At 66.8% G+C, this 24,723-nt stretch carries 31 protein-coding genes and 2 pseudogenes; 30 read left to right on the top strand and 3 right to left on the bottom strand.

The window, feature by feature from the left end; all coding sequences use genetic code 11:
• The first annotated feature begins 13 nt into the window (after window positions 1–13).
• The 26 genes and pseudogenes from Q0632_RS05495 (at window position 14) to tatC (ending at window position 18,695) form a co-directional block, all read left to right on the top strand.
• Window positions 14–1,480: a glutamate synthase subunit beta gene (locus tag Q0632_RS05495; protein ID WP_298925375.1), complete on the top strand. Its 1,467-nt coding sequence runs from the start codon at window positions 14–16 to the stop codon at window positions 1,478–1,480.
• 132 nt (window positions 1,481–1,612) lie between these two features.
• Entirely contained in the window at window positions 1,613–2,431 is an 819-nt protein-coding gene (locus Q0632_RS05490) for an ABC transporter ATP-binding protein (protein ID WP_298925373.1), read from the top strand.
• Window positions 2,432–2,441: 10 nt separating this feature from the next.
• Window positions 2,442–3,224, top strand: a complete 783-nt coding sequence (gene mlaE, locus Q0632_RS05485; RefSeq protein WP_298925368.1) for a lipid asymmetry maintenance ABC transporter permease subunit MlaE — start codon at window positions 2,442–2,444, stop codon at window positions 3,222–3,224.
• Window positions 3,225–3,276: 52 nt separating this feature from the next.
• A complete protein-coding gene (gene mlaD / locus Q0632_RS05480; RefSeq protein WP_298925365.1) occupies window positions 3,277–3,768 on the top strand; it encodes an outer membrane lipid asymmetry maintenance protein MlaD in 492 nt (163 codons plus the stop codon).
• Window positions 3,768–4,523 carry a VacJ family lipoprotein gene (locus tag Q0632_RS05475; protein ID WP_298925364.1) on the top strand — a complete coding sequence of 252 codons (756 nt, stop codon included), beginning with the start codon at window positions 3,768–3,770 and terminating at the stop codon, window positions 4,521–4,523. Before mlaD ends, Q0632_RS05475 begins: the two co-directional genes overlap by 1 nt.
• Window positions 4,524–4,656: 133 nt before the next feature.
• Window positions 4,657–5,265, top strand: coding sequence for a phospholipid-binding protein MlaC (locus Q0632_RS05470; protein WP_298926032.1), 609 nt, complete (start codon window positions 4,657–4,659; stop codon window positions 5,263–5,265).
• Between the two features lie 10 nt (window positions 5,266–5,275).
• Window positions 5,276–5,551 (top strand): annotated as a pseudogene (locus Q0632_RS05465) (lipid asymmetry maintenance protein MlaB); the annotation flags it as partial.
• 48 nt (window positions 5,552–5,599) lie between these two features.
• Window positions 5,600–6,517, top strand: a complete 918-nt coding sequence (locus Q0632_RS05460; RefSeq protein ID WP_298925360.1) for an ABC transporter ATP-binding protein — start codon at window positions 5,600–5,602, stop codon at window positions 6,515–6,517.
• Entirely contained in the window at window positions 6,514–7,269 is a 756-nt protein-coding gene (locus Q0632_RS05455; protein ID WP_298925358.1) for an ABC transporter permease, read from the top strand. Before Q0632_RS05460 ends, Q0632_RS05455 begins: the two co-directional genes overlap by 4 nt.
• A gap of 16 nt (window positions 7,270–7,285) precedes the next feature.
• Window positions 7,286–7,528 (top strand): BolA family protein, encoded by a 243-nt coding sequence (locus Q0632_RS05450; RefSeq protein ID WP_298925356.1) that lies wholly within the window; start codon window positions 7,286–7,288, stop codon window positions 7,526–7,528.
• A 45-nt stretch (window positions 7,529–7,573) separates the two neighbouring features.
• Entirely contained in the window at window positions 7,574–8,839 is a 1,266-nt protein-coding gene (gene murA, locus Q0632_RS05445; protein WP_298925354.1) for a UDP-N-acetylglucosamine 1-carboxyvinyltransferase, read from the top strand.
• Window positions 8,836–9,471, top strand: a complete 636-nt coding sequence (gene hisG / locus Q0632_RS05440; RefSeq protein WP_298925352.1) for an ATP phosphoribosyltransferase — start codon at window positions 8,836–8,838, stop codon at window positions 9,469–9,471. Before murA ends, hisG begins: the two co-directional genes overlap by 4 nt.
• Window positions 9,472–9,476: 5 nt before the next feature.
• Window positions 9,477–10,796, top strand: a complete 1,320-nt coding sequence (gene hisD / locus Q0632_RS05435; protein ID WP_298925350.1) for a histidinol dehydrogenase — start codon at window positions 9,477–9,479, stop codon at window positions 10,794–10,796.
• Window positions 10,793–11,881, top strand: a complete 1,089-nt coding sequence (gene hisC, locus Q0632_RS05430; protein WP_298925348.1) for a histidinol-phosphate transaminase — start codon at window positions 10,793–10,795, stop codon at window positions 11,879–11,881. The genes hisD and hisC overlap by 4 nt, the downstream gene beginning before the upstream one ends.
• Window positions 11,878–12,474: an imidazoleglycerol-phosphate dehydratase HisB gene (gene hisB / locus Q0632_RS05425; protein ID WP_298925346.1), complete on the top strand. Its 597-nt coding sequence runs from the start codon at window positions 11,878–11,880 to the stop codon at window positions 12,472–12,474. Before hisC ends, hisB begins: the two co-directional genes overlap by 4 nt.
• 55 nt (window positions 12,475–12,529) lie before the next feature.
• Window positions 12,530–13,174 (top strand): imidazole glycerol phosphate synthase subunit HisH, encoded by a 645-nt coding sequence (gene hisH, locus Q0632_RS05420; RefSeq protein ID WP_298925344.1) that lies wholly within the window; start codon window positions 12,530–12,532, stop codon window positions 13,172–13,174.
• Between the two features lie 57 nt (window positions 13,175–13,231).
• Complete coding sequence (hisA, locus tag Q0632_RS05415; protein ID WP_298925342.1) at window positions 13,232–13,972, top strand: 1-(5-phosphoribosyl)-5-[(5-phosphoribosylamino)methylideneamino]imidazole-4-carboxamide isomerase; 741 nt, start codon at window positions 13,232–13,234, stop codon at window positions 13,970–13,972.
• Window positions 13,965–14,798 carry a D-hexose-6-phosphate mutarotase gene (locus tag Q0632_RS05410; protein WP_298925340.1) on the top strand — a complete coding sequence of 278 codons (834 nt, stop codon included), beginning with the start codon at window positions 13,965–13,967 and terminating at the stop codon, window positions 14,796–14,798. The genes hisA and Q0632_RS05410 overlap by 8 nt, the downstream gene beginning before the upstream one ends.
• A 28-nt stretch (window positions 14,799–14,826) precedes the next feature.
• A complete protein-coding gene (gene hisF / locus Q0632_RS05405) occupies window positions 14,827–15,606 on the top strand; it encodes an imidazole glycerol phosphate synthase subunit HisF (RefSeq protein ID WP_298925338.1) in 780 nt (259 codons plus the stop codon).
• 33 nt (window positions 15,607–15,639) lie between these two features.
• Window positions 15,640–16,029, top strand: coding sequence for a phosphoribosyl-AMP cyclohydrolase (gene hisI, locus Q0632_RS05400; RefSeq protein WP_298925335.1), 390 nt, complete (start codon window positions 15,640–15,642; stop codon window positions 16,027–16,029).
• A gap of 5 nt (window positions 16,030–16,034) precedes the next feature.
• Window positions 16,035–16,403 carry a phosphoribosyl-ATP diphosphatase gene (locus Q0632_RS05395; protein ID WP_298925332.1) on the top strand — a complete coding sequence of 123 codons (369 nt, stop codon included), beginning with the start codon at window positions 16,035–16,037 and terminating at the stop codon, window positions 16,401–16,403.
• Entirely contained in the window at window positions 16,400–16,753 is a 354-nt protein-coding gene (locus Q0632_RS05390) for a hypothetical protein (protein WP_298925329.1), read from the top strand. The genes Q0632_RS05395 and Q0632_RS05390 overlap by 4 nt, the downstream gene beginning before the upstream one ends.
• A gap of 9 nt (window positions 16,754–16,762) precedes the next feature.
• Window positions 16,763–17,125, top strand: coding sequence for a histidine triad nucleotide-binding protein (locus Q0632_RS05385; RefSeq protein ID WP_298925326.1), 363 nt, complete (start codon window positions 16,763–16,765; stop codon window positions 17,123–17,125).
• Window positions 17,126–17,219: 94 nt separating this feature from the next.
• Window positions 17,220–17,456 carry a Sec-independent protein translocase subunit TatA gene (tatA, locus tag Q0632_RS05380; RefSeq protein ID WP_298925323.1) on the top strand — a complete coding sequence of 79 codons (237 nt, stop codon included), beginning with the start codon at window positions 17,220–17,222 and terminating at the stop codon, window positions 17,454–17,456.
• 4 nt (window positions 17,457–17,460) lie between these two features.
• Window positions 17,461–17,910, top strand: coding sequence for a Sec-independent protein translocase protein TatB (gene tatB, locus Q0632_RS05375; RefSeq protein WP_298925320.1), 450 nt, complete (start codon window positions 17,461–17,463; stop codon window positions 17,908–17,910).
• Window positions 17,907–18,695: a twin-arginine translocase subunit TatC gene (gene tatC / locus Q0632_RS05370; protein ID WP_298926029.1), complete on the top strand. Its 789-nt coding sequence runs from the start codon at window positions 17,907–17,909 to the stop codon at window positions 18,693–18,695. Before tatB ends, tatC begins: the two co-directional genes overlap by 4 nt.
• A 35-nt stretch (window positions 18,696–18,730) precedes the next feature.
• On the opposite strand, the gene Q0632_RS05365 is transcribed toward tatC, so the two are convergent.
• The gene (locus tag Q0632_RS05365; RefSeq protein ID WP_298925317.1) at window positions 18,731–19,897 is read right to left on the bottom strand and encodes a trypsin-like peptidase domain-containing protein; all 1,167 of its coding nucleotides are present in this window, start codon (window positions 19,895–19,897) and stop codon (window positions 18,731–18,733) included.
• A gap of 72 nt (window positions 19,898–19,969) precedes the next feature.
• A complete protein-coding gene (locus Q0632_RS05360) occupies window positions 19,970–21,259 on the bottom strand; it encodes a 7TM-DISM domain-containing protein (protein ID WP_298925314.1) in 1,290 nt (429 codons plus the stop codon).
• Window positions 21,260–21,366: 107 nt separating this feature from the next.
• Between Q0632_RS05360 and Q0632_RS05355 the strand changes: the two genes are divergently transcribed.
• On the top strand, window positions 21,367–22,125 hold the full coding sequence (locus tag Q0632_RS05355) for a Nif3-like dinuclear metal center hexameric protein (protein ID WP_298925311.1): 759 nt from the start codon (window positions 21,367–21,369) through the stop codon (window positions 22,123–22,125).
• Entirely contained in the window at window positions 22,122–23,153 is a 1,032-nt protein-coding gene (gene pdxA / locus Q0632_RS05350; protein WP_298925307.1) for a 4-hydroxythreonine-4-phosphate dehydrogenase PdxA, read from the top strand. The genes Q0632_RS05355 and pdxA overlap by 4 nt, the downstream gene beginning before the upstream one ends.
• Here pdxA and mscL read toward each other — a convergent pair.
• Window positions 23,150–23,587, bottom strand: a complete 438-nt coding sequence (mscL, locus tag Q0632_RS05345; RefSeq protein ID WP_298925304.1) for a large conductance mechanosensitive channel protein MscL — start codon at window positions 23,585–23,587, stop codon at window positions 23,150–23,152. The two genes, pdxA and mscL, sit on opposite strands and share 4 nt — an antisense overlap.
• A 145-nt stretch (window positions 23,588–23,732) precedes the next feature.
• On the opposite strand from mscL, the gene petA reads away from it, so the two are divergent.
• Window positions 23,733–24,329, top strand: coding sequence for a ubiquinol-cytochrome c reductase iron-sulfur subunit (gene petA / locus Q0632_RS05340; protein WP_298925301.1), 597 nt, complete (start codon window positions 23,733–23,735; stop codon window positions 24,327–24,329).
• 4 nt (window positions 24,330–24,333) lie between these two features.
• Window positions 24,334–24,723: pseudogene (locus Q0632_RS05335) on the top strand (cytochrome bc complex cytochrome b subunit); the annotation flags it as partial.

Here is a 24,723-nt window from a genome sequence, read left to right as displayed (position 1 = left end):
ACGGGAAAAAATCATGGGAAAAATCACCGGCTTCATGGAGTACGAGCGCGTCGAGGAGGGCTACAAGCCCGTTCCCGAGCGCCTCAAGCACTACAAGGAATTCGTCATCGGCCTGGACGACGCGCAGGCCAAGGTGCAGGGCGCGCGCTGCATGGACTGCGGCACGCCGTTCTGCAACTCGGGCTGCCCGGTCAACAACATCATCCCGGACTTCAACGACCTGGTGTACCGGCAGGACTGGCAGAACGCGTTCGCGGTACTCGACTCCACCAACAACTTCCCCGAGTTCACCGGCCGCATCTGCCCGGCGCCCTGCGAGGCGGCCTGCACGCTCAACGTCAATGACGATGCGGTGGGCATCAAGTCGCTGGAGCACGCCATCATCGACCGCGCCTGGGAGCACGGCTGGGTCAAGGCCAGGCCGGCCAGGATCCGCACCGGCAAGAAGGTCGCCGTGGTCGGCTCCGGCCCGGCCGGCATGGCCGCCGCCCAGCAACTGGCTCGCGTCGGCCACGATGTGACCCTGTTCGAGAAGAACGACCGCATCGGCGGCCTGCTGCGCTACGGCATTCCCGACTTCAAGATGGAGAAGTCACACATCGACAAGCGCGCCGAGCAGATGAAGGCCGAGGGCGTGACCATCCGCACCGGCGTCATGATCGGCACCCTGCCCAAAGACTCCAAGGTCATCAACTGGGCCAAGGAAAGCATCACGCCCGAGCAGTTGCAAAAGGACTTCGACGCCGTGTTGCTGGCTGGCGGCGCCGAGCAGTCGCGCGACCTGCCTGTGCCCGGCCGCGACCTGGACGGCGTTCACTTCGCCATGGAATTCCTGCCGCAGCAAAACAAGGTCAACGCCGGCGACAAGCTCAAGGGCCAGCTGACGGCCTCCGGCAAGCACGTCATCGTGATCGGCGGCGGCGACACCGGCTCCGACTGCGTGGGCACCAGCAACCGCCACGGCGCCGCCAGCGTCACGCAGTTCGAGCTGATGCCCCAGCCGCCGGAAGAAGAAAACCGGCCCATGACCTGGCCCTACTGGCCGTACAAGCTGCGCACCAGTTCCAGCCATGAAGAAGGCTGTGAGCGCGCGTTCGCCATCGCCACCAAGGAGATCATTGGCGACGGCAAGAAGGTCACAGGCCTCAAGACCGTGCATGTGGAGTTCAAGGACGGCAAGTTCGTCGAGATCGCTGGAACGGAAAAGGAATACAAGGCCGACCTGGTGCTGCTGGCCATGGGCTTTGTCAGTCCGGTGGCATCCATCCTGGAAGGTTTTGGTGTCGACAAGGACGCCCGCGGCAACGCCAAGGCCACGACTGAATTCAGCAACGGCTACGCCACCAACGTGGCCAAGGTGTTCGCCGCCGGCGACATGCGGCGCGGCCAGTCCCTGGTGGTCTGGGCCATCCGCGAAGGCCGTCAGGCCGCGCGCTCGGTCGACGAATTCCTGATGGGATTCAGCGATCTGCCCCGCTGAAGCTTGCATCGCTCCTGATTCGATAGCAATCCAGGTCCATCTGGCGGGGGCTCTCGCCCGATTTTCCGGGTCAAAGGCTCTCCCCGAAGGGGGAGGGCCCGGCGGTGACTATGCCCTTATGATTTGGCCCGCATGATCCATCCCCCATCCAGCACGCTGGTCGAATGCCGCAGCCTGAGCTTCGGCTACGGCCAGCGTCGCATTCTTGACGACATCAGCTTCACCGTGCCGCGCGGCAAGGTCACGGCGTTGATGGGCGCTTCCGGCGGCGGCAAGACCACGGTGCTGCGGCTGATCGGCGGCCAGGTGCGCGCCCAGAGCGGCGAGATCCTGTTCGACGGCCGCGACGTCGGCCAGCTCGACCAGGCCGGCCTGTATGCGGCGCGCCGGCGCATGGGCATGCTGTTCCAGTTCGGCGCTCTGTTCACCGACATGAGCGTGTTCGACAACGTGGCCTTCCCGCTGCGCGAGCACACCGGCCTGGCCGAGGAACTGGTGCGCGACATCGTACTGATGAAGCTCAACGCCGTCGGCCTGCGCGGCGCGCGCGACCTGATGCCCAGCGAGATCTCCGGCGGCATGGCGCGGCGCGTGGCCCTGGCCCGGGCCATCGCACTGGACCCCGAGCTGATCATGTACGACGAGCCCTTTGCCGGCCTGGACCCGATCTCGCTGGGCACGGCGGCGCAGCTGATCCGGCGCCTGAACGACACCCTGGGTATCACCAGCATCGTGGTCTCGCACGACCTGGAAGAGACCTTCCGCATCGCCGACCAGGTGATCATCCTGGCCAATGGCCGCATCGCCGCCCAGGGCACGCCCCAGCAGGTGCAGCAGTCCGCCGATCCGCTGGTCCAGCAGTTCGTCAATGCCCAGGCCGACGGCCCGGTGCATTTCCATTACCCCGGTCCCAGCATCGCCCAGGATTTTGGCGCCGGGCTGGAGAAATGATGGCCCTGGCATGAGCTGGTACAACCCCTCCGACGTCGGCTTGGCCGTGCGCAGCAAGCTGGCCGACCTGGGCTACGGCGCGCGCCTGTTCGCGCGCCTGGTCCTGCTGTTCGGGCCCACGTTCAGGCGTTTCGGCCTGGTGCGCGACCAGGTGCATTTCCTGGGCAACTATTCGTTGGCCATCATCACGGTGTCCGGCCTGTTCGTGGGCTTTGTGCTGGGCCTGCAGGGCTACTACACGCTGCAGCGCTATGGCTCGTCCGAAGCGCTGGGCCTGCTGGTGGCGCTGAGTCTGGTGCGCGAGCTGGGCCCTGTGGTCACGGCCCTGCTGTTCGCCGGCCGTGCCGGTACCTCGCTGACCGCCGAAATCGGCCTGATGAAGGCGGGCGAGCAGCTCAGCGCCATGGAGATGATGGCGGTGGACCCGGTGCGCCGCATCCTGGCGCCGCGCTTCTGGGGCGGCGTCATCGCCATGCCCCTGCTGGCCGCCGTCTTCAGCGCCGTCGGCATCATGGGCGGCTATGTCGTCGGCGTGGTGCTGATCGGGGTCGACCCCGGTGCCTTCTGGAGCCAGATGCAGGGCGGCGTCGACGTCTGGCGCGACGTCGGCAACGGCGTGGTCAAGAGTTTCGTGTTCGGCGTGACGGTGAGCTTCGTTGCCCTGCTGCAGGGCTTCCAGGCCCATCCCACGCCCGAGGGCGTGTCGCGCGCCACCACCCGTACGGTGGTGGTGGCCTCACTGGCGGTGCTGGGTCTGGATTTCATCCTGACAGCCATGATGTTCAGCATTTGAGTAAGCTTGCGGGCCAGGCCTTGCCCTGGCCCTACTGACTGGAAACAAAGCGATGGAACGCAGCAAAAGTGATCTCTGGGTTGGCCTGTTCGTGCTGCTGGGCGCGGCCGCCATCCTGTTTCTGGCGCTGCAGTCGGCCAACCTGCTGGCGCTGAGCTTCCAGCCGACCTACCGCGTGGTGGCCAAGTTCGACAACATCGGCGGCCTCAAGCGCCAGGCCGCCGTCAAGAGCGCCGGCGTCGTGGTCGGCCGCGTGGAATCCATCACGTTCGACGATAAATCCTTCCAGGCGAGGGTCACGATGGCTCTGGAAACCCGCTATCTTTTCCCCAAGGACAGCGGATTGAAGATCCTGACCAGTGGCCTGTTGGGTGAGCAGTACATCGGCGTGGAAGCCGGAGCGGATGAAAAGGTCCTGGCGCAAGGCGATACCATCAGTTCCACCCAGTCCGCCGTTGTCCTCGAAAACCTGATTGGCCAGTTCCTCTACAACAAGGCGGCGGACGGCAGCAATGCCAACGCAGGAACGGCCCCCAAAAAATAATGACGACCCCACGATATTTCCTGTCTGCATCTGGCCGCAGCGGCCTTGTGGCCCTGGGCCTGGCCCTGCTGCTGGCGCTGGGCGGCTGCGCCAGCCGGCCCAACGCCCACCCGCTCGACCCGCTGGAGCCCTTCAACCGCGGCGTGATGCAGTTCAACGACAGCGTCGATGCGGTGTTCTTCAAGCCGGTGGCCACCGTCTACCGGGATGCGGTCCCGCCCCTGGCGCGCACCGGCGTGAGCAATTTCTTTGGCAACCTCAGCGACGGCTGGTCCTTCGTCAACAGCCTGCTGCAGTTCAAGTTCCAGAACGCGGCTGAGAACTGGATGCGCCTGAACGTCAACACCTTCTTTGGCCTGGGCGGCATCCTGGACATCGCCAGCGACCTGAACATCGAGCGCCATCGCGAGGACTTCGGCCAGACGTTGGGCCGCTGGGGCATGGACACCGGGCCCTACCTGGTGCTGCCGTTCTTCGGCCCGTCGACCGTGCGCGATAGCTTCGCGTTGTGGGTGGACATCCAGGCGGACCCGGTCCACTTCTTCACGCCGGTGGCGGCGCGCAATGTGATCTATGGCGTGCGCACGATCGACGCGCGCTCCAACCTGCTGCGCGCTAGCGCGGTGCTGGAAGAGGCGGCCCTGGACAAGTACAGCTTCACCCGCGACGCCTTCCTGCAAAGGCGCAGGGCCCAGATCTTCGATACCCAGGATGGCGAGCGCAATCCCGGTTCGCTGGCACCGGCCGCCCGCTAGGCTTGCAGACTGTTTCAAAGGCCGGCCCCGGGCCGGAACCCGGCGCCAGGCCGGCATTCCAACCGGGACACCGCGGGCTACGCCCGCACGAAAGGACATCGCAGTGAAAAGACGTTTTCTTGGCCAGCTGGCCATGGGCCTGATCGCCGCTTCCACACTGGCCATCGCGCCGCTGGCGCAGGCCGCCGACGAAGCGCCCGACGCCCTGATCAAGCGCTTGTCGGAAGAGACCCTGGGCGCGATCAAGGCCGACAAGACCATCAAGAGCGGCGACACCACCAGAATCATCGCCCTGGTCGACACCAAGGTCATGCCCAACGTCAACTTCCAGCGCATGACGGCATCGGCCGTCGGCCCGGCCTGGCGCCAGGCCACGCCGGAGCAGCAAAAGCGCCTGCAGGAGGAGTTCAAGCTCCTGCTGGTGCGCACCTATGCCGGCGCGCTGGCCCAGGTCGACGACCAGACCATCAACGTCAAGCCGCAACGCAGCGCGCCCGAGGACACCGAGGTGGTGGTGCGCACCGAGATCCGCGGCCGCGGCGACCCGATCCAGCTCGATTACCGTCTGGAGAAGACCCCGGGCCAGGGGGCGGGATGGAAGATCTACAACCTCAACGTGCTGGGCGTGTGGCTGGTCGAGACCTACCGCAACCAGTTCGCGCAGGAAATCAACGCCAAGGGCGTGGACGGCCTGATCGCCACCCTGAGCGCGCGCAACCAGTCCAACGCCAAGAAGAGCTAAACCCGGTTCCACCATGCTGGTTTTGCCCGCTGAACTGACCCATGCCCAGGCCACGGCCTGCAGCCGGATGCTGGCGCAGGCGGTGCGCTCGGAGGCCGGCTCGGCGGCGCTGGCCGATGCCTCGGCGCTGGCGCGTTTCGATTCCTCGGCTCTGGCGGTGCTGCTCGAATGCCGGCGCGAGGCACTGGCCCACGGCAAGAGCTTTGCCGTGGGCCATCTGCCGCCGCGCCTGCGTGAGCTGGCCGGCCTGTACGGCGTGGCCGAACTGTTGCCAGCAGGCGCATAGCCCGCGGCCGGCGCCGTCCTTGGCGACCGCCTAGAATTGCGGGCTCCCATGCCCGCGATTTCGTTCCAGTCTGTCTCCAAAAGCTTTGTTTCCGCACGCGGGCCTCTGCAGGCGCTCGATGGCGTCAGTTTCGACATCCAGCAAGGCGAGTTTTTCGGCCTGTTAGGCCCCAACGGCGCGGGCAAGACCACCCTGATCAGCATCCTGGCCGGCTTGGCACGCGCCAGCGCCGGCCGCGTCAGCGTGCTGGGGCACGACGTGCAGTCCGACTACGCCCAGGCCCGCAGCAAGCTGGGCGTGGTGCCGCAGGAACTGGTGTTCGACCCCTTTTTCAACGTGCGCGAGGCCCTGCGCTTCCAGTCCGGCTATTTCGGCGTGAAGAACAACGGCGACTGGATCGACGAACTGCTGCACAGCCTGGGCCTGGCCGACAAGGCCGGGGCCAACATGCGCCAGCTGTCCGGCGGCATGAAGCGGCGCGTGCTGGTAGCCCAGGCCCTGGTCCACAAGCCGCCGGTCATCGTGCTGGACGAGCCCACAGCCGGCGTCGACGTGGAACTGCGCCAGACCCTGTGGCAGTTCATCGCCCGCCTCAACAAGCAGGGCCACACCGTGCTGCTCACCACCCACTACCTGGAGGAGGCCGAGGCGCTGTGCAGCCGCATCGCCATGCTCAAGGCGGGCAAGGTGGTGGCGCTGGAGCGCACCAGCGAGCTGCTCAAGACGGCGTCGAGCAACGTGCTGCGCTTCAAGATAGACAGCGCCCTGCCTGCGCAGTTCGCCGACAAGGCCAGGGTGACGGGCCGCATCGTGCAGTTGCCGGCCCACGACGCCCACGAGATCGAGCAGTACCTGGCCATCATCCGCGAGGCCGGCCTGCGGGTGGAGGACGTGGAAATCCGCAAGGCCGACCTGGAGGACGTGTTCCTGGACGTGATGTCGGGCAAGAAAGAGGTCGCCGCGTGACGGGTTGGCAGACACTGCTTTACAAGGAAGTCTTGCGCTTCTGGAAGGTAGGCTTCCAGACCGTGGCGGCGCCGGTGCTCACGGCCATGCTCTACCTGCTGATCTTCGGCCACGTGCTGGAGGACCATGTGAAGGTCTACGGCACCGTCAGCTACACCGCCTTCCTGGTGCCCGGCCTGGTGATGATGAGCGTGCTGCAGAACGCCTTCGCCAACAGCTCCTCGTCCCTGGTGCAAAGCAAGATCATGGGCAGCCTGGTCTTCGTGCTGCTCACGCCGCTGTCGCACTGGAGCTGGTTCGTCGCCTATGTCGGCTCGTCCATCGTGCGCGGGCTGGCGGTGGGGGCGGGCGTGCTGGCCGTGACCTCCCTGTTCGTGCTGACGGTGCCGGCCGCGCCGCTGTGGGTGCTGCTGTTCGCCGTGCTGGGCGCCGGCATGCTCGGCGCCCTGGGCCTGATCGCCGGCCTGTGGGCCGAGAAGTTCGACCAGATGGCGGCCTTCCAGAACTTCGTCATCATGCCCATGACCTTCCTGTCGGGCGTGTTCTATTCCATCCATTCCCTGCCGGCGTTCTGGCAGGGCCTGAGCCATCTCAACCCGTTTTTCTACATGATCGACGGCTTCCGTTATGGCTTTTTCGGCGTCAGCGACGTCTCGCCCTGGCTCAGTCTGGCCATTGTCGGCGCTGCCTTCCTGGTGGTCAGCGCGGTGGCGGTCCATCTGCTGCGCATTGGGTACAAAATCCGGGGCTGAAACCCTGTCCGCTCCTATGACCGCTGAAGAACTCCAGTCCCTCATCGCCGCCGGCCTGGCCTGCGACCATCTTGAAGTCGATGGCGACGGCCGCCACTGGTCGGCCGTGATCGTCTCGGCCGAATTCGAGGGCAAGCGCCTGATCCAGCGCCACCAGCGCGTCTACGCCACCCTGGGTGCGAGAATGCAGACCGACGAGGTCCACGCCCTGTCGATGAAGACCCTGACGCCGGCCGAATGGGCGGCGTCCTCCCAATGATGGCCCGCCGCCCGGGCGTCCCAATCCACCAAGACTGAGCCGACAATGGACAAGCTATTGATTCGCGGGGGCCGCCAGCTCCACGGCGAAGTCCGGATTTCCGGCGCCAAGAACGCTGCCCTGCCCGAGCTGTGCGCCACCTTGCTCACGGCCGACGCCGTGACGCTGCAGAACGTGCCGCGCCTGCAGGACGTTGCCACCATGCTCAAGCTGATCCGCAACATGGGCGTGAGCGCCGAGCGCAGCGATGACGGCACGGTGACCATCGATTCGAGCAAGCTCAGCTCGCCCGAAGCGCCCTACGAGCTGGTCAAGACCATGCGCGCCTCGGTGCTGGCCCTGGGCCCCCTGCTGGCGCGCTTTGGCGAGGCCACGGTCTCGCTGCCCGGCGGCTGCGCCATCGGCTCGCGGCCGGTGGACCAGCACATCAAGGGCCTGCAGGCCATGGGCGCCGAGATCGTGGTGGAGCACGGCTACATGATCGCCAAGCTGCCCAAGGGCAGGGAGCGCCTGCGCGGCGCCAGCATCACCACCGACATGGTGACGGTGACGGGCACGGAGAACTTCCTGATGGCCGCCAGCCTGGCCGAGGGCGAGACCGTGCTGGAGAACGCCGCCCAGGAGCCGGAGATCAGCGATCTGGCCGAGATGTTGATCAAGATGGGCGCGAAGATCGAGGGCCACGGCAGCAGCCGCATCCGCATCCAGGGCGTCGAGAAGCTCCATGGCTGCACCCATCGCGTGGTGGCCGACCGCATCGAGGCCGGCACCTTCCTGTGCGCGGTGGCCGCCACCGGCGGCGACGTGGTGCTGCGCCATGGCCGCGCCGACCACCTGGAGGCCGTGATCGACAAGCTGCGCGAAGCCGGCGCCAGCGTGGCCGCGGTGGAGGACGGCATCCACCTGCATTCGCAGGGCCGCCTGATCGCTCAGAGCTTTCGTACCACCGAGTACCCGGGCTTTCCGACCGACATGCAGGCCCAGTTCATGGCCCTGAACGCCATCTCCGAGGGGCCGTCCAAGGTGACGGAGACCATCTTCGAGAATCGCTTCATGCACGTCAATGAACTGGTGCGCCTGGGCGCCAACATCCAGATCGACGGCAAGTTCGCCGTCATCGAAGGCGTGGACAAGCTCTCGGGCGCCGTCGTCATGGCGACCGACCTGCGCGCCTCGGCCAGCCTGGTGATCGCCGGCCTGGTTGCGCAAGGCGAAACCATCGTCGACCGCATCTACCACCTGGACCGCGGCTACGACCAGATGGAAAACAAGCTGCGCGCCATCGGCGCCGACATCGAGCGGATCCAATGATTACTCTTGCCTTGTCCAAGGGACGCATTTACGACGAGACCCTGCCCCTGCTCAAGGCGGCCGGCATCGAGGTGCTGGACGACCCGGAAAAATCGCGCAAGCTGATCCTGGCGACCAACCAGAGCGATGTGCAGGTGGTGATCGTGCGCGCCACCGACGTGCCCACCTATGTGGAATATGGCGGCGCCGACCTGGGCGTGACCGGCAAAGACACCTTGATCGAGCACGGCGGCCAGGCCTTGTACCAGCCTCTGGACCTGGGCATCGCCCGCTGCCGCGTCAGCGTGGCCGTGCGTGCCGACTTCGACTACGCCAGCGCCGTGCGCCAGGGCTCGCGCCTGAAGGTGGCGACCAAGTACGTGGCAATTGCGCGCGAGTTCTTCGCCGCCAAGGGCGTGCACGTGGACATGATCAAGCTGTACGGCAGCATGGAGCTCGCCCCGCTGACCGGCCTGGCCGACGCCATCGTCGACCTGGTGTCCACCGGCGGCACGCTCAAGGCCAACAACCTGGTCGAGGTCGAGCGCATCATGGACATCAGCGCCCGCCTGGTCGTCAACCAGGCCGCCCTCAAGCTCAAACAGGTGCCGATGCGCCGCCTGATCGACGCCTTCGCGGCCGCTACCCGCTAGACCCCATGGAACTGCAAGCCCGTCCCGCCCGCCTGTCCACCGCCGATGCCGGTTTCGAGGCCGCCTTCCAGGCCCGCCTGCACTGGTCGGCCGACACCGATGCGCAGGTCGAGCAGGCCGTCACCGACATCCTGGCCGCCGTGCAGCAGCGCGGCGACGCCGCCGTGCTGGAGTTCACCCAACGCTTCGATGCCCTGGAGGCGCCCTCGGTGGCCGCCCTGGAGCTGACCCAGGCCGAACTCAAGGCCGCTTTCGACGGCCTGCCTGTGGCCCAGCGCGAGGCCTTGCAGGCGGCCACGGCGCGGGTGCGCAGCTACCACGAGGCGCAGAAGAAAGCCAACGGCGAGAGCTGGAGCTACCGCGACGCCGACGGCACCCTGCTGGGCCAGAAGGTCACGCCGCTGGACCGCGTGGGCATCTACGTGCCCGGCGGCAAGGCCACCTATCCCTCGTCCGTGCTGATGAACGCCATCCCGGCCCACGTGGCCGGGGTCGCAGAAATCATCATGGTCGTGCCCACGCCGCGCGGCGAGAAGAACGCCATGGTGCTGGCCGCGGCCTACCTGGGCGGCGTGACCCGTGCTTTCACCATCGGTGGCGCCCAGGCCGTGGCCGCCCTGGCCTATGGCACGCAGACCATTCCCCGCGTCGACAAGATCACCGGCCCGGGCAACGCCTATGTGGCCAGCGCCAAGCGCCGCGTCTTCGGCCTGGTGGGCATCGACATGATTGCCGGGCCCAGTGAGATCCTGGTGCTGGCCGATGGCAGCACGCCGCCCGACTGGGTGGCCATGGACCTGTTTTCCCAGGCCGAGCACGACGAGCTGGCCCAAAGCATCCTGCTGTGCCCGGATGCGGCCTACATCGCCAAGGTGCAGTCCGAGATCGACCGTCTGCTCCCGCAGATGCCGCGCGCCGAGATCATCGCCAAGTCGCTCAATGGCCGCGGCGCCCTGATCCATACCGTCAGCATGGACGAGGCCTGCGCCATCAGCAACCGTATCGCGCCCGAGCACCTGGAGATCGCCAGCAATGAGCCCGAGCGCTGGGAGCCCCTGCTGCGCCACGCCGGCGCCATCTTCCTGGGCGGCTTCACCAGCGAGTCGCTGGGCGACTACTGCGCCGGCCCGAACCACGTCCTGCCCACCAGCAGCACGGCGCGTTTTTCCAGCCCGCTGGGGGTGTACGACTTCCAGAAACGCAGCAGCCTGATCCAGGTCAGCGAGGCCGGTGCCCAGGTGCTGGGCCCCATTGCCGCCACGCTGGCCTACGGTGAAGGCCTGCAAGCCCACGCCCGGGCCGCCGAAATGAGACTGAAGCCATGAGTGATTACTCAGCCCCCCTGGCGCCCCAGCTGGCCCGCCTGATCCGCCAGGACGTGCAAGGCATGCATGCCTATGCCGTGCAGGACTCGCGCGGCATGGTCAAGCTCGACGCCATGGAAAACCCGCACCGGCTCTCGCCGCAGTTGCAGGCCGCGCTGGGCCAGCGCCTGGGCGCTGTGGCCCTGAACCGCTACCCCGGCAGCCAGGTCGACGTGCTGCGCCACGCGCTGGCCGAGCATGCCGGCATGCCCGAGGGCTTCGACATCATGCTGGGCAACGGTTCGGACGAACTGATCTCGCTGGTGGCCATGGCCTGCGACGTGCCGGGCGCCTCCATCCTGGCGCCCCTGCCGGGCTTCGTCATGTACGCCATGAGCGCCGCGCTGCAGGGCCTGAAGTTCATCGGCGTGGACCTGACGCCGGACTTCGAGCTCGATGAGGAGGCCATGCTGGCGGCCATCGAGCAGCACCAGCCATCCATCGTCTACCTGGCCTATCCCAACAATCCCACGGCCAACCTGTGGGACGACGCGGTGATCGACCGCATCATCGCCGCCGCCCCCGGTCTGGTGATCTTCGACGAGGCCTACCAGCCGTTTTCCAGCCGCAGCTACATGGACCGCATCGCCGGCCAGCAGCACGTGCTGCTGATGCGCACCATGAGCAAGTTCGGCCTGGCCGGGGTGCGCATCGGCTACATGGTGGGCCCCAAGGCCCTGGTGGCCCAGATCGACAAGGTGCGCCCGCCCTACAACATCAGCGTGCTCAATTCCGAGGCGGCGCTGTTCGCCCTGGAGCATGCCGAGGTTTTTGCCGCCCAGGCGGCCGACCTGCGGGCCCAGCGCGCCGTGCTGCTGGAGCGGCTGGCCGCCATGGCCGGCGTCAAGGCCTGGCGCAGTGACGCCAACATGGTGCTGGCGCGGGTGCGGGATGCCCAAAAAGCCTTTGACGGCATGAAGGCGCACGGCGTGCTGGTCAAGAACGTTTCTAAAATGCACCCATTGCTGGCCAACTGCCTGCGCCTGACCGTCGGAACGGCCGACGAAAACGCGCAGATGCTGGCCGCCCTCCAAGCTAGCCTATGACCACCGAACGCACAGCAGAAGTCGCCCGCAACACCGCGGAAACCAAGATCACCGTGCGCGTCAATCTGGACGGCACGGGCCAGGCCAAGCTGGCCACCGGCATCGGCTTTTTCGACCACATGCTCGACCAGATTGCCCGCCACGGCCTGATCGACCTGGACATCCATGCCGATGGCGACCTGCACATCGACGGCCACCACACGGTGGAAGACGTGGGCATCACCCTGGGCCAGGCCGTGCACAAGGCGGTGGGTGAGAAGAAGGGCATCCGCCGCTACGGCCATGCTTACGTGCCGCTGGACGAGGCGCTGTCGCGGGTGGTGATCGACTTTTCAGGCCGGCCCGGCCTGGTCATGAACGTGCCCTTCAAGAGCGGCATGATCGGCGGCTTCGACAGCCAGTTGGCCCACGAGTTCTTCCAGGGCTTCGCCAACCACGCCTTCGTCACGCTGCACATCGACAACCTTCGTGGCGAGAATGCCCACCACCAGTGCGAAACCGTCTTCAAGGCCTTTGCCAGGGCGCTGCGCGCGGCACTGGAACTGGACCCGCGCTCGGCCGGCACCATTCCTTCCACCAAGGGCTCGCTCTGAGCCGTTTTGGGAGTGATATTGGCCTCCAGCTCCCGTCTTTTCTGCCTGAGTAGCTATGAAAACTGTAGCGGTTGTTGACTACGGCATGGGCAATCTGCGCTCGGTGGCGCAGGCCGTGCTGCATGTGGCCAGGGACAGTGGTTTCGAGGCGGTCATCACTTCGCGCCCGGAAGATGTGCGCGCTGCTGAGCGCGTGGTGCTGCCGGGGCAGGGTGCCATGCCCGACTGCATGCGCGAGCTGCGCGAGTCGGGCCTGCAGGAGTCGGTGCTTGAGGCGGCCGCTTCCAAGCCGCTGTTCGGCGTCTGCGTGGGCATGCAGATGCTGCTCGATCGCAGCGAGGAGGGGCCAACCCCCGGCCTGGGCCTGATCGGCGGCGAGGTCGTCAAGTTCGAGCTGGCCGGCCGGCTGCAGCCCGATGGCAGCCGCTACAAGGTGCCGCAGATGGGATGGAACCGGGTGCGCCAGGCGCAAGCCCATGCCATGTGGTCCGGCGTGCCGGACGACAGCTGGTTCTACTTCGTCCACAGCTTCTACGCCCGAACGTCAGATGCGCGCCACAGCGTGGGCGAGGCTGACTACGGCGGCCGCTTTACCGCCGCGATTGCACGCGATAATATTTTCGCCACCCAGTTCCACCCGGAAAAAAGTGCGGACCAGGGACTGGCGCTCTACCGAAACTTCCTGCACTGGACGCCCTGACCACCAAGGACACTGCCTCGCGGCACTGAACTGTCTGTCATCGTCCCGCATAGCACCATGCTTCTCATTCCCGCGATCGACCTCAAAGACGGCCACTGCGTGCGTCTCAAGCAAGGCGACATGGACCAGGCCACCACCTTCGGTGAGGATCCGGCCGCGATGGCCAGGTCCTGGCTGGCCAAGGGTGCGCGCCGCCTGCACCTGGTCGACCTCAATGGCGCCTTCGCCGGCAAGCCGCAGAACTTTGCCGCGATCAAATCGATCCTGAAGGCCGTGGGCGACGACATCCCGGTGCAGCTCGGTGGCGGCATCCGCGACCTGGACACCATCGAAAAGTACATCGACGGCGGCCTGCGCTACGTGATCATCGGCACGGCTGCGGTGAAGAACCCGGGCTTTCTCAAGGACGCCTGCACGGCTTTCGGCGGCCACATCATCGTCGGCCTGGATGCCAAGGACGGCAAGGTCGCCACCGACGGCTGGAGCAAGCTCACCGGCCACGAGGTGGTCGACCTGGCCCGCAAGTTCCAGGACTGGGGCGTCGAATCCATCATCTACACCGACATCGGCCGCGACGGCATGCTCTCGGGCATCAACATCGAGGCCACCGTCAAGCTGGCGCAATCGCTCACCATCCCGGTCATCGCCTCGGGCGGACTGTCCAACATGGCCGACATCGAGCAGTTGTGCGCGGTCGAGGGCGAGGGCATTGAAGGCGTGATCTGCGGCCGCGCCATCTATTCGGGTGACCTGGATTTCACCAAGGCCCAGGCCAAGGCCGACGAGCTGGGTGGCTGAGCAGGTCCTGTTCCAGGGCCAGCCGGCGCTGCGCCTGGCGATCGGTCCGCAGGACGCCATCCTGGTGGCGCTGCATGGCGGTCATCTGCTGTCCTGGACGGCGCGTGGCCAGGAGCGGCTCTACCTCAGCCCCAAGGCGATTTTTGACGGCCAGGCTGCCATCCGCGGCGGCGTGCCGGTCTGCTTGCCCCAGTTCAACGAGCGCGGTCCCCTGGGAGCCCGGGCCAAGCATGGCTTCGTGCGCAACCTGGCCTGGGCAACGGTGGCCGGCCCGGCGGGGCAGCTGGTGCTGCAACTGGCGGACTCTGAGGCCACGCGCGCCCTGTGGCCCCATGCCTTCCGTTGCGAGTTGCGCTTCATCCTGGGGGCCGGCTCCTTGCGGATCGAGCTGCTGGCCCACAACACAGGCGAGGCCGCCTTCGCCATGACCGGGGCCCTGCACAGCTACTTCGCCGTCGAGGCCATCGAAACGGCCCGCCTGCGCGGCCTGGACGGCGCGCTCTGCCTGGACACGGTGGCCGGCCATGCTGGCCGGCAAAGCGGCGACGTGCTGTTCGGCACCGAGGTCGACAACGTTTACGACGCCGTGCCCGGCGCCTTGGAGCTGCAGGGCGGAGCCTCGCCCTTGCGGCTCAGCCAGAGCCCCAGCTGGGGCCACACCGTGGTCTGGAACCCCGGCCCGGTCAAGGGTCCGGCCCTGGCCGACCTGCCCGCGGACGGTTGGCGCCGTTTTGTCTGCGTCGAGGCCGCCCAGGTGCTGTCGCCCGTGCAGGTGCCGTCTGGGGCACACTGGCAAGGCTGGCAGCAGTTCGACCTGCTGGCCTGAACGACGCCCCTCCTTCCTCTTATTTGCCATGCTTGCCAAACGCATCATTCCCTGCCTGGACGTCACCGGCGGCCGTGTCGTCAAGGGCGTCAACTTCGTCGAACTGCGCGATGCCGGCGACCCGGTGGAGATCGCCGCCCGCTACAACCTGCAGGGCGCCGACGAACTGACCTTCCTGGACATCACGGCCACCAGCGACGGCCGTGACCTGATCCTGCCCATCATCGAGGCCGTGGCCTCCCAGGTTTTCATCCCGCTGACCGTGGGCGGCGGGGTGCGCACCGTGGAAGACGTGCGCCGCCTGCTCAATGCCGGCGCCGACAAGACCAGTTTCAACTCCGCTGCCATCGCCAACCCGGATGTGATCAACGCCGCATCGGACAAGTACGGCGCCCAGTGCATCGTGGTGGCGATCGATGCCAAGCGCCGCAGCGCCGACGACGCCGCGAGCCGCGGCCCGGGCTGGGACGTCTACAGCCATGGCGGGCGCAAGAACACCGGCCTGGACGCCGTCCAGTGGGCGGCGGAGATGGCCCGCCGCGGCGCCGGCGAGATCCTGCTGACCAGCATGGACCGCGACGGAACCAAGTCCGGTTTCGACCTGGAGCTCACCCGCGCGGTCAGTGACGCGGTGGGCGTGCCGGTCATCGCCTCCGGCGGGGTCGGCAGCCTGGACGACCTGGCCAACGGCATCCAGCAGGGCGGCGCCGACGCGGTGCTGGCGGCCAGCATCTTCCATTACGGCGAGTTCACCGTCGGCCAGGCCAAGGCCCGCATGGCCGAGCGCGGCATTCCGGTGCGCCTGTAGCAGGCGTCGGCGGGAATCGCCGACAATCCAGGCATGGATTGGCTCAATGAAGTGAAGTGGGATGCCGGCGGCCTGGTCCCCGTCATCGCCCAGGAAGTCGGTACGAACGATGTGCTGATGTTCGCCTGGATGAACCGCGAGGCCCTGCAAAAGACCACCGAGCTTGGTCGCGCTGTCTATTTCAGCCGCTCGCGCGGCAAGCTGTGGTTCAAGGGCGAAGAGTCCGGCCATGTGCAGCTGGTCCATGAGGTCCGCATGGACTGCGACAACGACGTGCTGCTGCTGAAGGTGACCCAGCAGGGCCATGAACCCTCGATCGCCTGCCACACCGGCCGCCACAGCTGTTTTTTCAGCCTCTACAAGGATGGCGCCTGGCAGGCCGTGGAGCCGGTCTTGAAAGACCCGGAATCCATCTACAAATGAACGCAATGTCTTCCAACGATTCCCTGGCCCGCCTGGCGGCCATCATCGAAAGCCGCAAGCCGGCCAATGGCGGCGACCCGCAGGCCAGCTACGTGGCCCGCCTGCTGCACAAGGGCCCGGACGCCTTTCTCAAGAAGATCGGCGAGGAGGCGACCGAGACCGTGATGGCGGCCAAGGACGCCGACAATGGCGGTGACCGGCAAAAGCTGGTGGGCGAGGTGGCCGACCTGTGGTTCCACAGCATGATTGCGCTGGCGCATTACGGCCTTTCTCCGGCCGACGTGATCGCCGAGTTGGAACGCCGCGAAGGCACCAGCGGCATCGAGGAGAAGGCCCTGCGCAAGGCCCTGCTGCGCGAAGGGGAGCAGACGTGAGCGAAACCGACTTCGCCGCCTTTGAAGCCAAGACCTCCGGCGACCGCAGCGTCATGCATGTGCTGTACGGACTGCACACGCTGGCCTGGCCCAGCCTGGGTTCGCTGGCGGTGATCGCGCTGATCGTCAACTACATCAAGCGCGGCGACGAAGCCGACCCGCTCTACCTGCGCCACCACAGCTACCTGATCGCCACCTTCTGGTGGACCGTGTTGTGGCTGCTGCTGGCCTCGCCGCTGTACCTGCTGTTCATCCTCCCCGGCCTTGTTGCCCAGGGCATCGTCGGCCTGTGGTACCTGTACCGCTGCCTGCGCGGCTGGCTGCGCTTTGCCGACAACCGCCTGCCCTGACCTGACGCCATGAGCACGACCGACCCCAACTGCCTGTTCTGCAAGATCGTCGAAGGCAAGATCCCTTCGCGCAAGGTTTACGAGGACGAGGAGATCCTGGCCTTCCACGACATCCATCCGTGGGCGCCGGTGCACTTCCTCATGGTGCCCAAGGTTCACCTGCCGTCGCTGGCCCAGGCCGGTCCCGAGCACGCACCGCTGCTGGGCAGGATGATGGCGCTGGCCCCCAGGCTGGCCCTGGAGCAGGGCTGCCGGCCCTATCCCGAGGGCGGCCACCGGGTGGTGGTCAACACCGGTGCCGAGGGCGGCCAGGAGGTGCATCACCTGCACATCCACGTCATGGGCGGGCCGCGCCCCTGGCTCAAGGGCTGAGTCAAAGGCCTCAAAGGCCGGACCGTTGCCGGGGTCAGCCCGGGCGGGCCTCGTCCGCCGACTAGAATCCTCTCAAGTTCGTTAGGAGTAAACCATGGGTTCATTTTCCATCTGGCACTGGCTGATCGTGCTGCTGATCATCGTGCTGGTGTTCGGCACCAAGAAGCTCAAGAACATCGGGTCCGACCTGGGTGGCGCCGTCAAGGGCTTCAAGGACGGCGTGCGCGACGGCTCCACACCCGAAACACCGGTCCCGCCGGCTTCGGTGACTGCAGCCCAGCAGCCGGCCGACAAGACCACGATCGACGTGGAAGCGCGCAACAAGTCGTGATCCAGTGATCGATCTCGGCATTTCCAAGATGGCGCTGATCGGCGCCGTGGCGTTGATCGTCATCGGCCCCGAGAAGCTGCCGCGCGTGGCGCGCACGGTGGGCACCTTGCTGGGCAAGGCGCAGCGCTATGTGGCCGACGTCAAGGCCGAGGTCAACCGCTCGATGGAGCTGGACGAGCTCAAGAAGATGAAAGAGACGGTGGAAGGCGCGGCGCGCGACGTCGAGAGCACCATCCACAGCGGAGCGGCCGATTTCGAGAAGAGCTGGAGCGATGCCACGACGACGGCGCTGGCCGAGCCTCCTGGTGTTCCGGAGTACAAGCATCCCAAGAAAAAGTGGCGCATCAAGCAGGGCGCCACACCCAACTGGTACAAGGCCCGCAACGGCATTCGCACCAAGGCCTTGTCGGGCGCCGCGCGCGTGGCCCGCTATCGGCCGCAGAAATTCAACTGATGTCGGATCCCACCAAAGAAGACGAGCTCGCGGGCACGGAGCAGCCTTTCGTTGCCCACCTGGTGGAGCTGCGCGACCGGCTGATCAAGGCCACCATCGCCATCGCCATCGCCGCCGCCGTCCTGTTCCTCTATCCGGGCCCGGGCGCGCTGTACGACATCCTGGCCGCGCCGCTGATCGCCACCCTGCCCAAGGGCGCGACCCTGATCGCCACCTCGGTGATCTCGCCCTTCCTGGTGCCGCTGAAGATCCTGCTGATGGCGGCCTTCCTGATCGCGCTGCCGGTGGTGCTCTACCAGGCCTGGGCCTTCGTCGCACCGGGCCTGTATTCGCACGAGAAGAAGCTGGTGCTGCCGCTGGTGTTCTCCAGCACCGTGCTGTTCTTCGTCGGTGTGGGCTTTTGCTACTTTTTCGTCTTCGGCCAGGTGTTCGCCTTCATCCAGGGCTTCGCGCCCAAGAGCATCACCGCCGCGCCTGACATCGAGGCCTACCTGAGCTTCGTGCTCACCATGTTCATCGCCTTCGGCCTGGCCTTTGAAGTGCCCATCGTGGTGATCGTGCTGGCGCGCATGGGCATCGTCAGTATCGAGAAGCTCAAGGCCTTCCGCGCCTACTTCATCGTGCTGGCCTTCATCATCGCCGCCGTCATCACGCCGCCCGATGTGGTCTCGCAGCTGGCCCTGGCCATTCCCATGTGCATCCTCTACGAGGTCGGCATCTGGGCGGCGCAAATCTTCATCAAGCACACCAAGGCGCCTGAGGAGGGCGCGGCAGCGGCCGACTAGGGAATGCCGGCGCTGCAGCCGCCGGCTGGGGCGGCTCAGCGCGCCGGGGCCTGGCGCGCCACAGCCCTGGGCTTGGGCCGCACGCCCGGCGTCACGCTCAATTCCATCGCGTCGTCGCGGCGCAGCACCTGGAATTTCGCCGGCTCGGCCGGCTTCAAGGCGGCCACGCCGGCCAGCAGTTCGGACACGCTGGCCACCTGCTTGCCGGCGACCTGCAACACCACGTCGCCGGGCCGGATGCCGGCCTGCGCCGCCGGGCCGTTCTGCAGCACGCCGGTGATGAGCACGCCTTTCTTGGCCTTGACGCCGAAGGTTTCCATCAGCTCGGGCGAGAGCTCGGCCGGCTCGACGCCGATCCAGCCGCGGCGCACCACGCCGTCCTTGACGATGCCCTCGAGCACCATCTTGGCGGTGGACACGGGGATGGCGAAACCGATGCCCATGCTGCCACCCGAACGCGAGTAGATGGCGGTGTTGATGCCCATCAGCTGGCCGTTGACGTCCACCAGCGCGCCGCCGGAGTTGCCGGGGTTGATGGCGGCGTCGGTCTGGATGAAGTTCTCGAAGGTGTTGATGCCCAGCTGGTTGCGCCCCAGGGCGCTGACGATGCCGCTGGTGACCGTCTGGCCGACGCCGAAGGGGTTGCCGATGGCCAGCACCTGGTCGCCCACCTGCAGCGCGTCCGCATTGCCCAGAGTGATCACCGGCAGCCGCTCCAGCGCGATCTTCAGGATGGCCAGGTCGCTCTCGGGATCGGTCCCGATGACCTTGGCGCGGGCGCGCCGGCTGTCGTTGAGGACGACCTCGATCTCGTCGGCGCCCTCGACCACGTGGTTGTTGGTCAGGATGTAGCCGTCGGCGCTGATGATGACGCCGCTGCCCAGCCCGGCCTGCGGCTGGCCATTGCCCTGCTCGCCGAAAAAGAAGCGGAACCAGGGGTCGTTGGCGTGGGGGTGGCGTTCCGGCACGGTGCTGGTGTTGATGCTGACCACGGCGGCCGAGGCCCGCTGGGCCGCCAGGCGCAGGCTGCCGGCCGGTGTGGCCGTGGGGGCCGGCGCGGGCGACTCGATCAGGGGAACGCCGGTGCTCAGGCTCACGCTGGCCGGACGACGCACCCAGTCAGGTTTGAGGGTGGTGACCACGAACCAGGCCGCCAGCAAGACGGTGACGGCCTGGGAAAAGAACAGCCAGTAGCGACGCATGAACTCAGCCTCAAGGGAATTGCGCAAGTTTAGTCCGCTGGCCCCGATCACGGGGTGCCTGTGCCCGTGCAATCAGCGGCGCGCCGCCATCGGCCGGGTGGGCGGCAGGGACTGGAGCGCTGTTGCCCCATGCCGGTGCCGGCGCGGCCCGAGGTTGGCGTGCTCCACAGCCACCACCTCGCCGGTCGCCGGGTCCAGCATGGCAGCGCGTGAGCGCATGCTGCGTGCCGCCTGGGCCATCCTCTGCGCGTCGTGCAGGATGTCTTCGACCGGCGCCTGGCTGCGCTCCAGGTGCACCACGCCCACGCCGATGTCGGCGCGCACCTCGATGCGCTGGCCGTCCTGGGTGCTGATCTCGATCGGCCGGCGCAGGCTGCTGGCCACCCGCAGCCCCAACGTGCGCAGCCACGCCGGGGAATGGATGGTTTCGACCAGGGACACGAAGCAGCGGTCGTAGTAGCGGCCCACGGGGTTGACCACGCCGACCTGGCGCTGCATGCGGCTGGCGATGCAGATGAACAGCTCATTGACGCCGACCGTGCCGGCCTGCGCGGCAATGATGTCGATGTCGAAGACCAGCACCGCGATCACCGCGCCGTCACGCCGGGTGCGGCGCCGTCGGCGCTGCGCCTTGATCAGCTTGCGCACCAGGCTGATGCCGCTGTGCAGACGCGTGACCGGATCGAACTGGGAGGGTGGGGCGTCCTCGCGCCGTGTGCGCCACTCGTGGGCATCGCGGTGCCACAGGGCATAGCCGATCAGGCCATTGCCCAGCGCCGAACAGGCGGCGATGGCGGCATTGAGGCCGGAGCCGATGGCGGGCAGGCCCATGGCAATCGCATACAGGCCGCCGATGGCGCCCAGCACCAGGAGGCGGCCGGCCGCCATGGCCGGTGCCAGCGGATCGCCCATCAGCCAGGCCCTGACCGTCAGCCACAGGGCCAGGCAGGCGCCGAACAGGGACATGGCCGCCGCGGCGGGCAGTTGCTGGTCGCGCGGCAGGACCAGGCATGCCACGCCGAGCACGGGAAGCAGGACCGAATTGGCGCGCAGCAGGCTGGACATCAGGCGGTCGCGCTGGGAGGCACTGAGCCAGCTGCGGACCCAGTAGCTCGACAGGCCGGCGCTGAGTGGGCCGGCCAGCACCTGCAGGGCGCGCAGCCAGCCCGGACTGATGTCCGGCCACAGCGCCCGCAGCACGCCGCTGAGCACCAGCACGAAGAGGAAGATCACGACGTGGTAGATCACGCCTTGCCATTGCGAAGGGCTGGGACGCAGCGCCAGGCCCGCCAGCCGCACCAGGGCCAGGGCCGCGATGGACCCCAGAACCATGCTCCAGATCACCAGATCAAGCGCAGCCATCAGCTCCTCCCCGAAGCGATTTCATTATTGCAAGCCCAGCTGTGGCGTGCACACGGGCCCGGCCGGGGTTTGGCTGACAATCAGGGCTTTTTCCACGCTTTCCCGCCATGGTCCGCCAGCAAGAGCTTCTCCAGGCCTTTGACCGCCTGCTCCAGCCGGAGCGATTCAAGGACTATGGTCCCAATGGATTGCAGGTCGAGGGCAAACCGCAACTGCGCCGCATTGTGTCCGGCGTCACCGCGAGCAAGGCGCTGATCGAGGCGGCCATCGCCGTACAAGCCGATGCCATCTTTGTCCACCACGGCCTGTTCTGGCGCGGCCAGGACGGGCGCGTGACCGGCTGGATGAAGCAGCGGCTGGCGCTGCTGCTGGCGCATGACATCAATCTTTTTGCCTACCACCTGCCCCTGGATGCCCATCCCGAACTGGGCAATAACGCGCAGCTGGGCCTGCAGTTGGGGCTGGAAACGCTCTCGCGCTTTGGTGACCAGGACTTGGCCTGCCTGGGCCAGCGCAGCGATGGCGCGGCTTTCGCCGACGGGCAGGCCCTCCAGTCTCACCTTGAAAAAGTGCTGAACCGGCCTGTGGTCCCCGTCCATGGGTCCTCTAGTGCTATCAAAAAAATAGCATGGTGCACTGGCGGCGCGCAAGGCTATTTCGAGGACGCGATTGCCGCGGGCGCCCAGGCTTTCATCACCGGCGAGATCTCCGAGCCGCAGGCCCATTACGCGCGCGAATGCGGCGTGAGCTTTTTTGCTTGCGGCCACCATGCCACGGAGCGCTATGGCGCCCCAGCGGTGGCCGGGCACATCGCCGCCGGCCTGGGGCTGGAGCACCGCTTTATCGACATCGACAACCCGGCATGAGCGCAATTCCACCCTTGCTGGCGATCACGCTGGGCGACCCTGCCGGCATCGGCGGCGAAATCATCGTCAAGGCCTTCCGTGATGCACCGCAAGCCATGGGGGGCTGTTTCGTCGCCGGTGACCTGGCGCACCTGCGGCGCGCTGCCCAGGCCGTGGCCGGCGTACGAGGCCTGGCCTTGCCCATCGCACTGATCGAAAGCCCGGCGCAGGCCCGACAAGCACCGCCGCGCTGTGTGCCGCTGCTCCAGGTCGGCCCCGGCATGCCGTTGGTGCCCTGGGGCCAGATCAGCGCTGCTGCCGGCCGGATGGCGGCCGATGCGGTCCTGTGGGCAGCCCGTTCGGCGCTGCGTGGCGACATTGCCGGTCTGGTGACGGGGCCGTTGCACAAGGAGGCGCTGGCGGCCGCGGGAGTGGCCTTCCCCGGGCATACCGAGCTGCTGCAGGCCGAGGCAGCAGCGTTTGCCGGCAAGGCCGTGAAGGACGTTCCGGTGCGCATGATGCTGGCCAGCGACGAGTTGCGCACCGTGCTGGTCAGCATCCATCTCTCCTTACGCGACGCCATCGAGGCGGTGAGCCGCGACAGCGTGTTGGAGACCCTGCGCATCACCCATCGGGCCCTTGCCGCGACCCTGGGGCGGCCCCCGCGCATGGCGGTGGCAGGGCTCAATCCCCATGCCGGGGAGGGCGGATTGTTCGGCCGCGAAGAGATCGATGCCATCTTGCCGGCGGTGCAGGCGGCACTCGGCGAGGGCCTGGATGCGAGCGGTCCCTTCGCGCCCGACACAGTGTTCATGCGGGCGCGCACCGGCGAGTTCGACGTGGTGGTGGCGATGTACCACGACCAGGGGCTGATCCCGGTCAAGTACATGGGGGTGGACAAGGGCGTGAATGTCACGCTTGGCCTGCCCCTGGTGCGCACCAGTCCCGACCATGGCACGGCGTTTGATATCGCCGGCACCGGTCGGGCTGATCCGGCCAGCCTGATCGAGGCGGTCCGCGCCGCGCGCCGCCTCGCGCCGGCGGCTTAATCCGGCTTGCGCAGGCTGTCGCGGATTTCGCGCAGCAGGACAATGTCCTCAGGGGGAGCCGCCGGCGCCGCGGCAGGCCCCTCGGCTTGGCCGCGTTTGAGCTTGTTGATCTGGCGCACCATCAGGAAAATGATGAAGGCCAGGATGACGAAATTCAGCGCCACGGTGATGAAACTGCCCCAGGCGAAGACCGGCACGCCGGCCTTGGTCAATTCGGCCAGGGTCCGAGGCACCCCCGGCGGGATGGCCCCGAGCACCACGAACTTGTTGGAAAAGTCGAGCTCGCCGACGGCCAGGCTGACCAGCGGCATGATGATGTCCTTGACCAGCGAATCGACGATCTTGCTGAACGCCGCGCCGATGATCACCCCGACGGCCAGGTCGATCACGTTGCCCTTGACCGCGAATTCGCGAAACTCCTTCAGCATGCCCATGCTGGCCCTCCTTAGGTTGCAATGGCCCGCAGTATCGGCCGAAACCCGGGCGCCGGTCCCGGGAGGGCGTTGAACCGGCTCTGAGCGCTCCGCTACAATCGCGGGTTGACCCCAATTCCCCAAGCGACCCCCTTCGAGGACCCCCATGAGTGACACCCCAGTGGACGCCAGCAAACGGACGTGGCTGATCGCGTCTGGATGTGCTGGCGCAGTTGCGGCGCCCTTTGTCGCCACTCCTTTTGTCAGCAGCTTCCTGCCATCGGAACGCGCCAAGGCCGCGGGTGCCGCGGTGGAAGTCGACATTTCCGCCCTCAAGCCGGGCGAAAAGGTCACCGTCGAATGGCGCGGCAAGCCCGTCTGGATCGTGCGCCGCACTCCGGAGCAGCTGGCCGCGCTCAAGAAGGGCGAAAGCCAGCTGGCAGACCCCAATTCCGACCGCAAGGCCTTCCCCACGCCTGACTACGCCAAGAACGAGTTCCGCTCGATCAAGCCCGAAGTGTTCGTGGCGGTGGGCATCTGCTCGCACCTGGGCTGCTCGCCCTCGGACAAGTTCCAGCCCGGCGCCCAGCCCTCGCTGCCGGACGACTGGCAAGGCGGCTTCCTGTGCCCCTGCCACGGCTCGACCTTCGACATGGCCGGCCGCGTCTTCAAGAACAAGCCCGCGCCCGACAACCTCGAGGTGCCGCAGCACATGTATCTGTCGGATACGCGGCTGTTGATCGGCGAAGACAAGAAGGCTTGAGACCATGGCTGAATTCAAGGACATCTCCCCTAACGCCTCGGTGCTCGAAAAGACCACCAACTGGCTCGAGAACCGCTTCCCCTTCGCGTTCACGTTCTACAAGGACCACATGTCCGAGTACTACGCACCGAAGAACTTCAACTTCTGGTACTTCTTCGGCTCGCTGGCGATCCTGGTGCTGGTGATCCAGATCGTCACCGGCATCTTCCTGGTGATGCACTACAAGCCCGACGCGGCGCTGGCCTTCGCCTCGGTCGAGTACATCATGCGCGACGTGCCCTGGGGCTGGCTGATCCGCTACATGCACTCCACCGGCGCCAGCGCCTTCTTCATCGTGGTCTACCTGCACATGTTCCGCGGGCTGATGTATGGCAGCTACCGCAAGCCGCGTGAA

This window comes from uncultured Ramlibacter sp. (assembly GCF_936925435.1).
GTDB lineage: Bacteria > Pseudomonadota > Gammaproteobacteria > Burkholderiales > Burkholderiaceae_C > Ramlibacter.
This window is presented reverse-complemented; position numbering and strand designations above follow the sequence as displayed.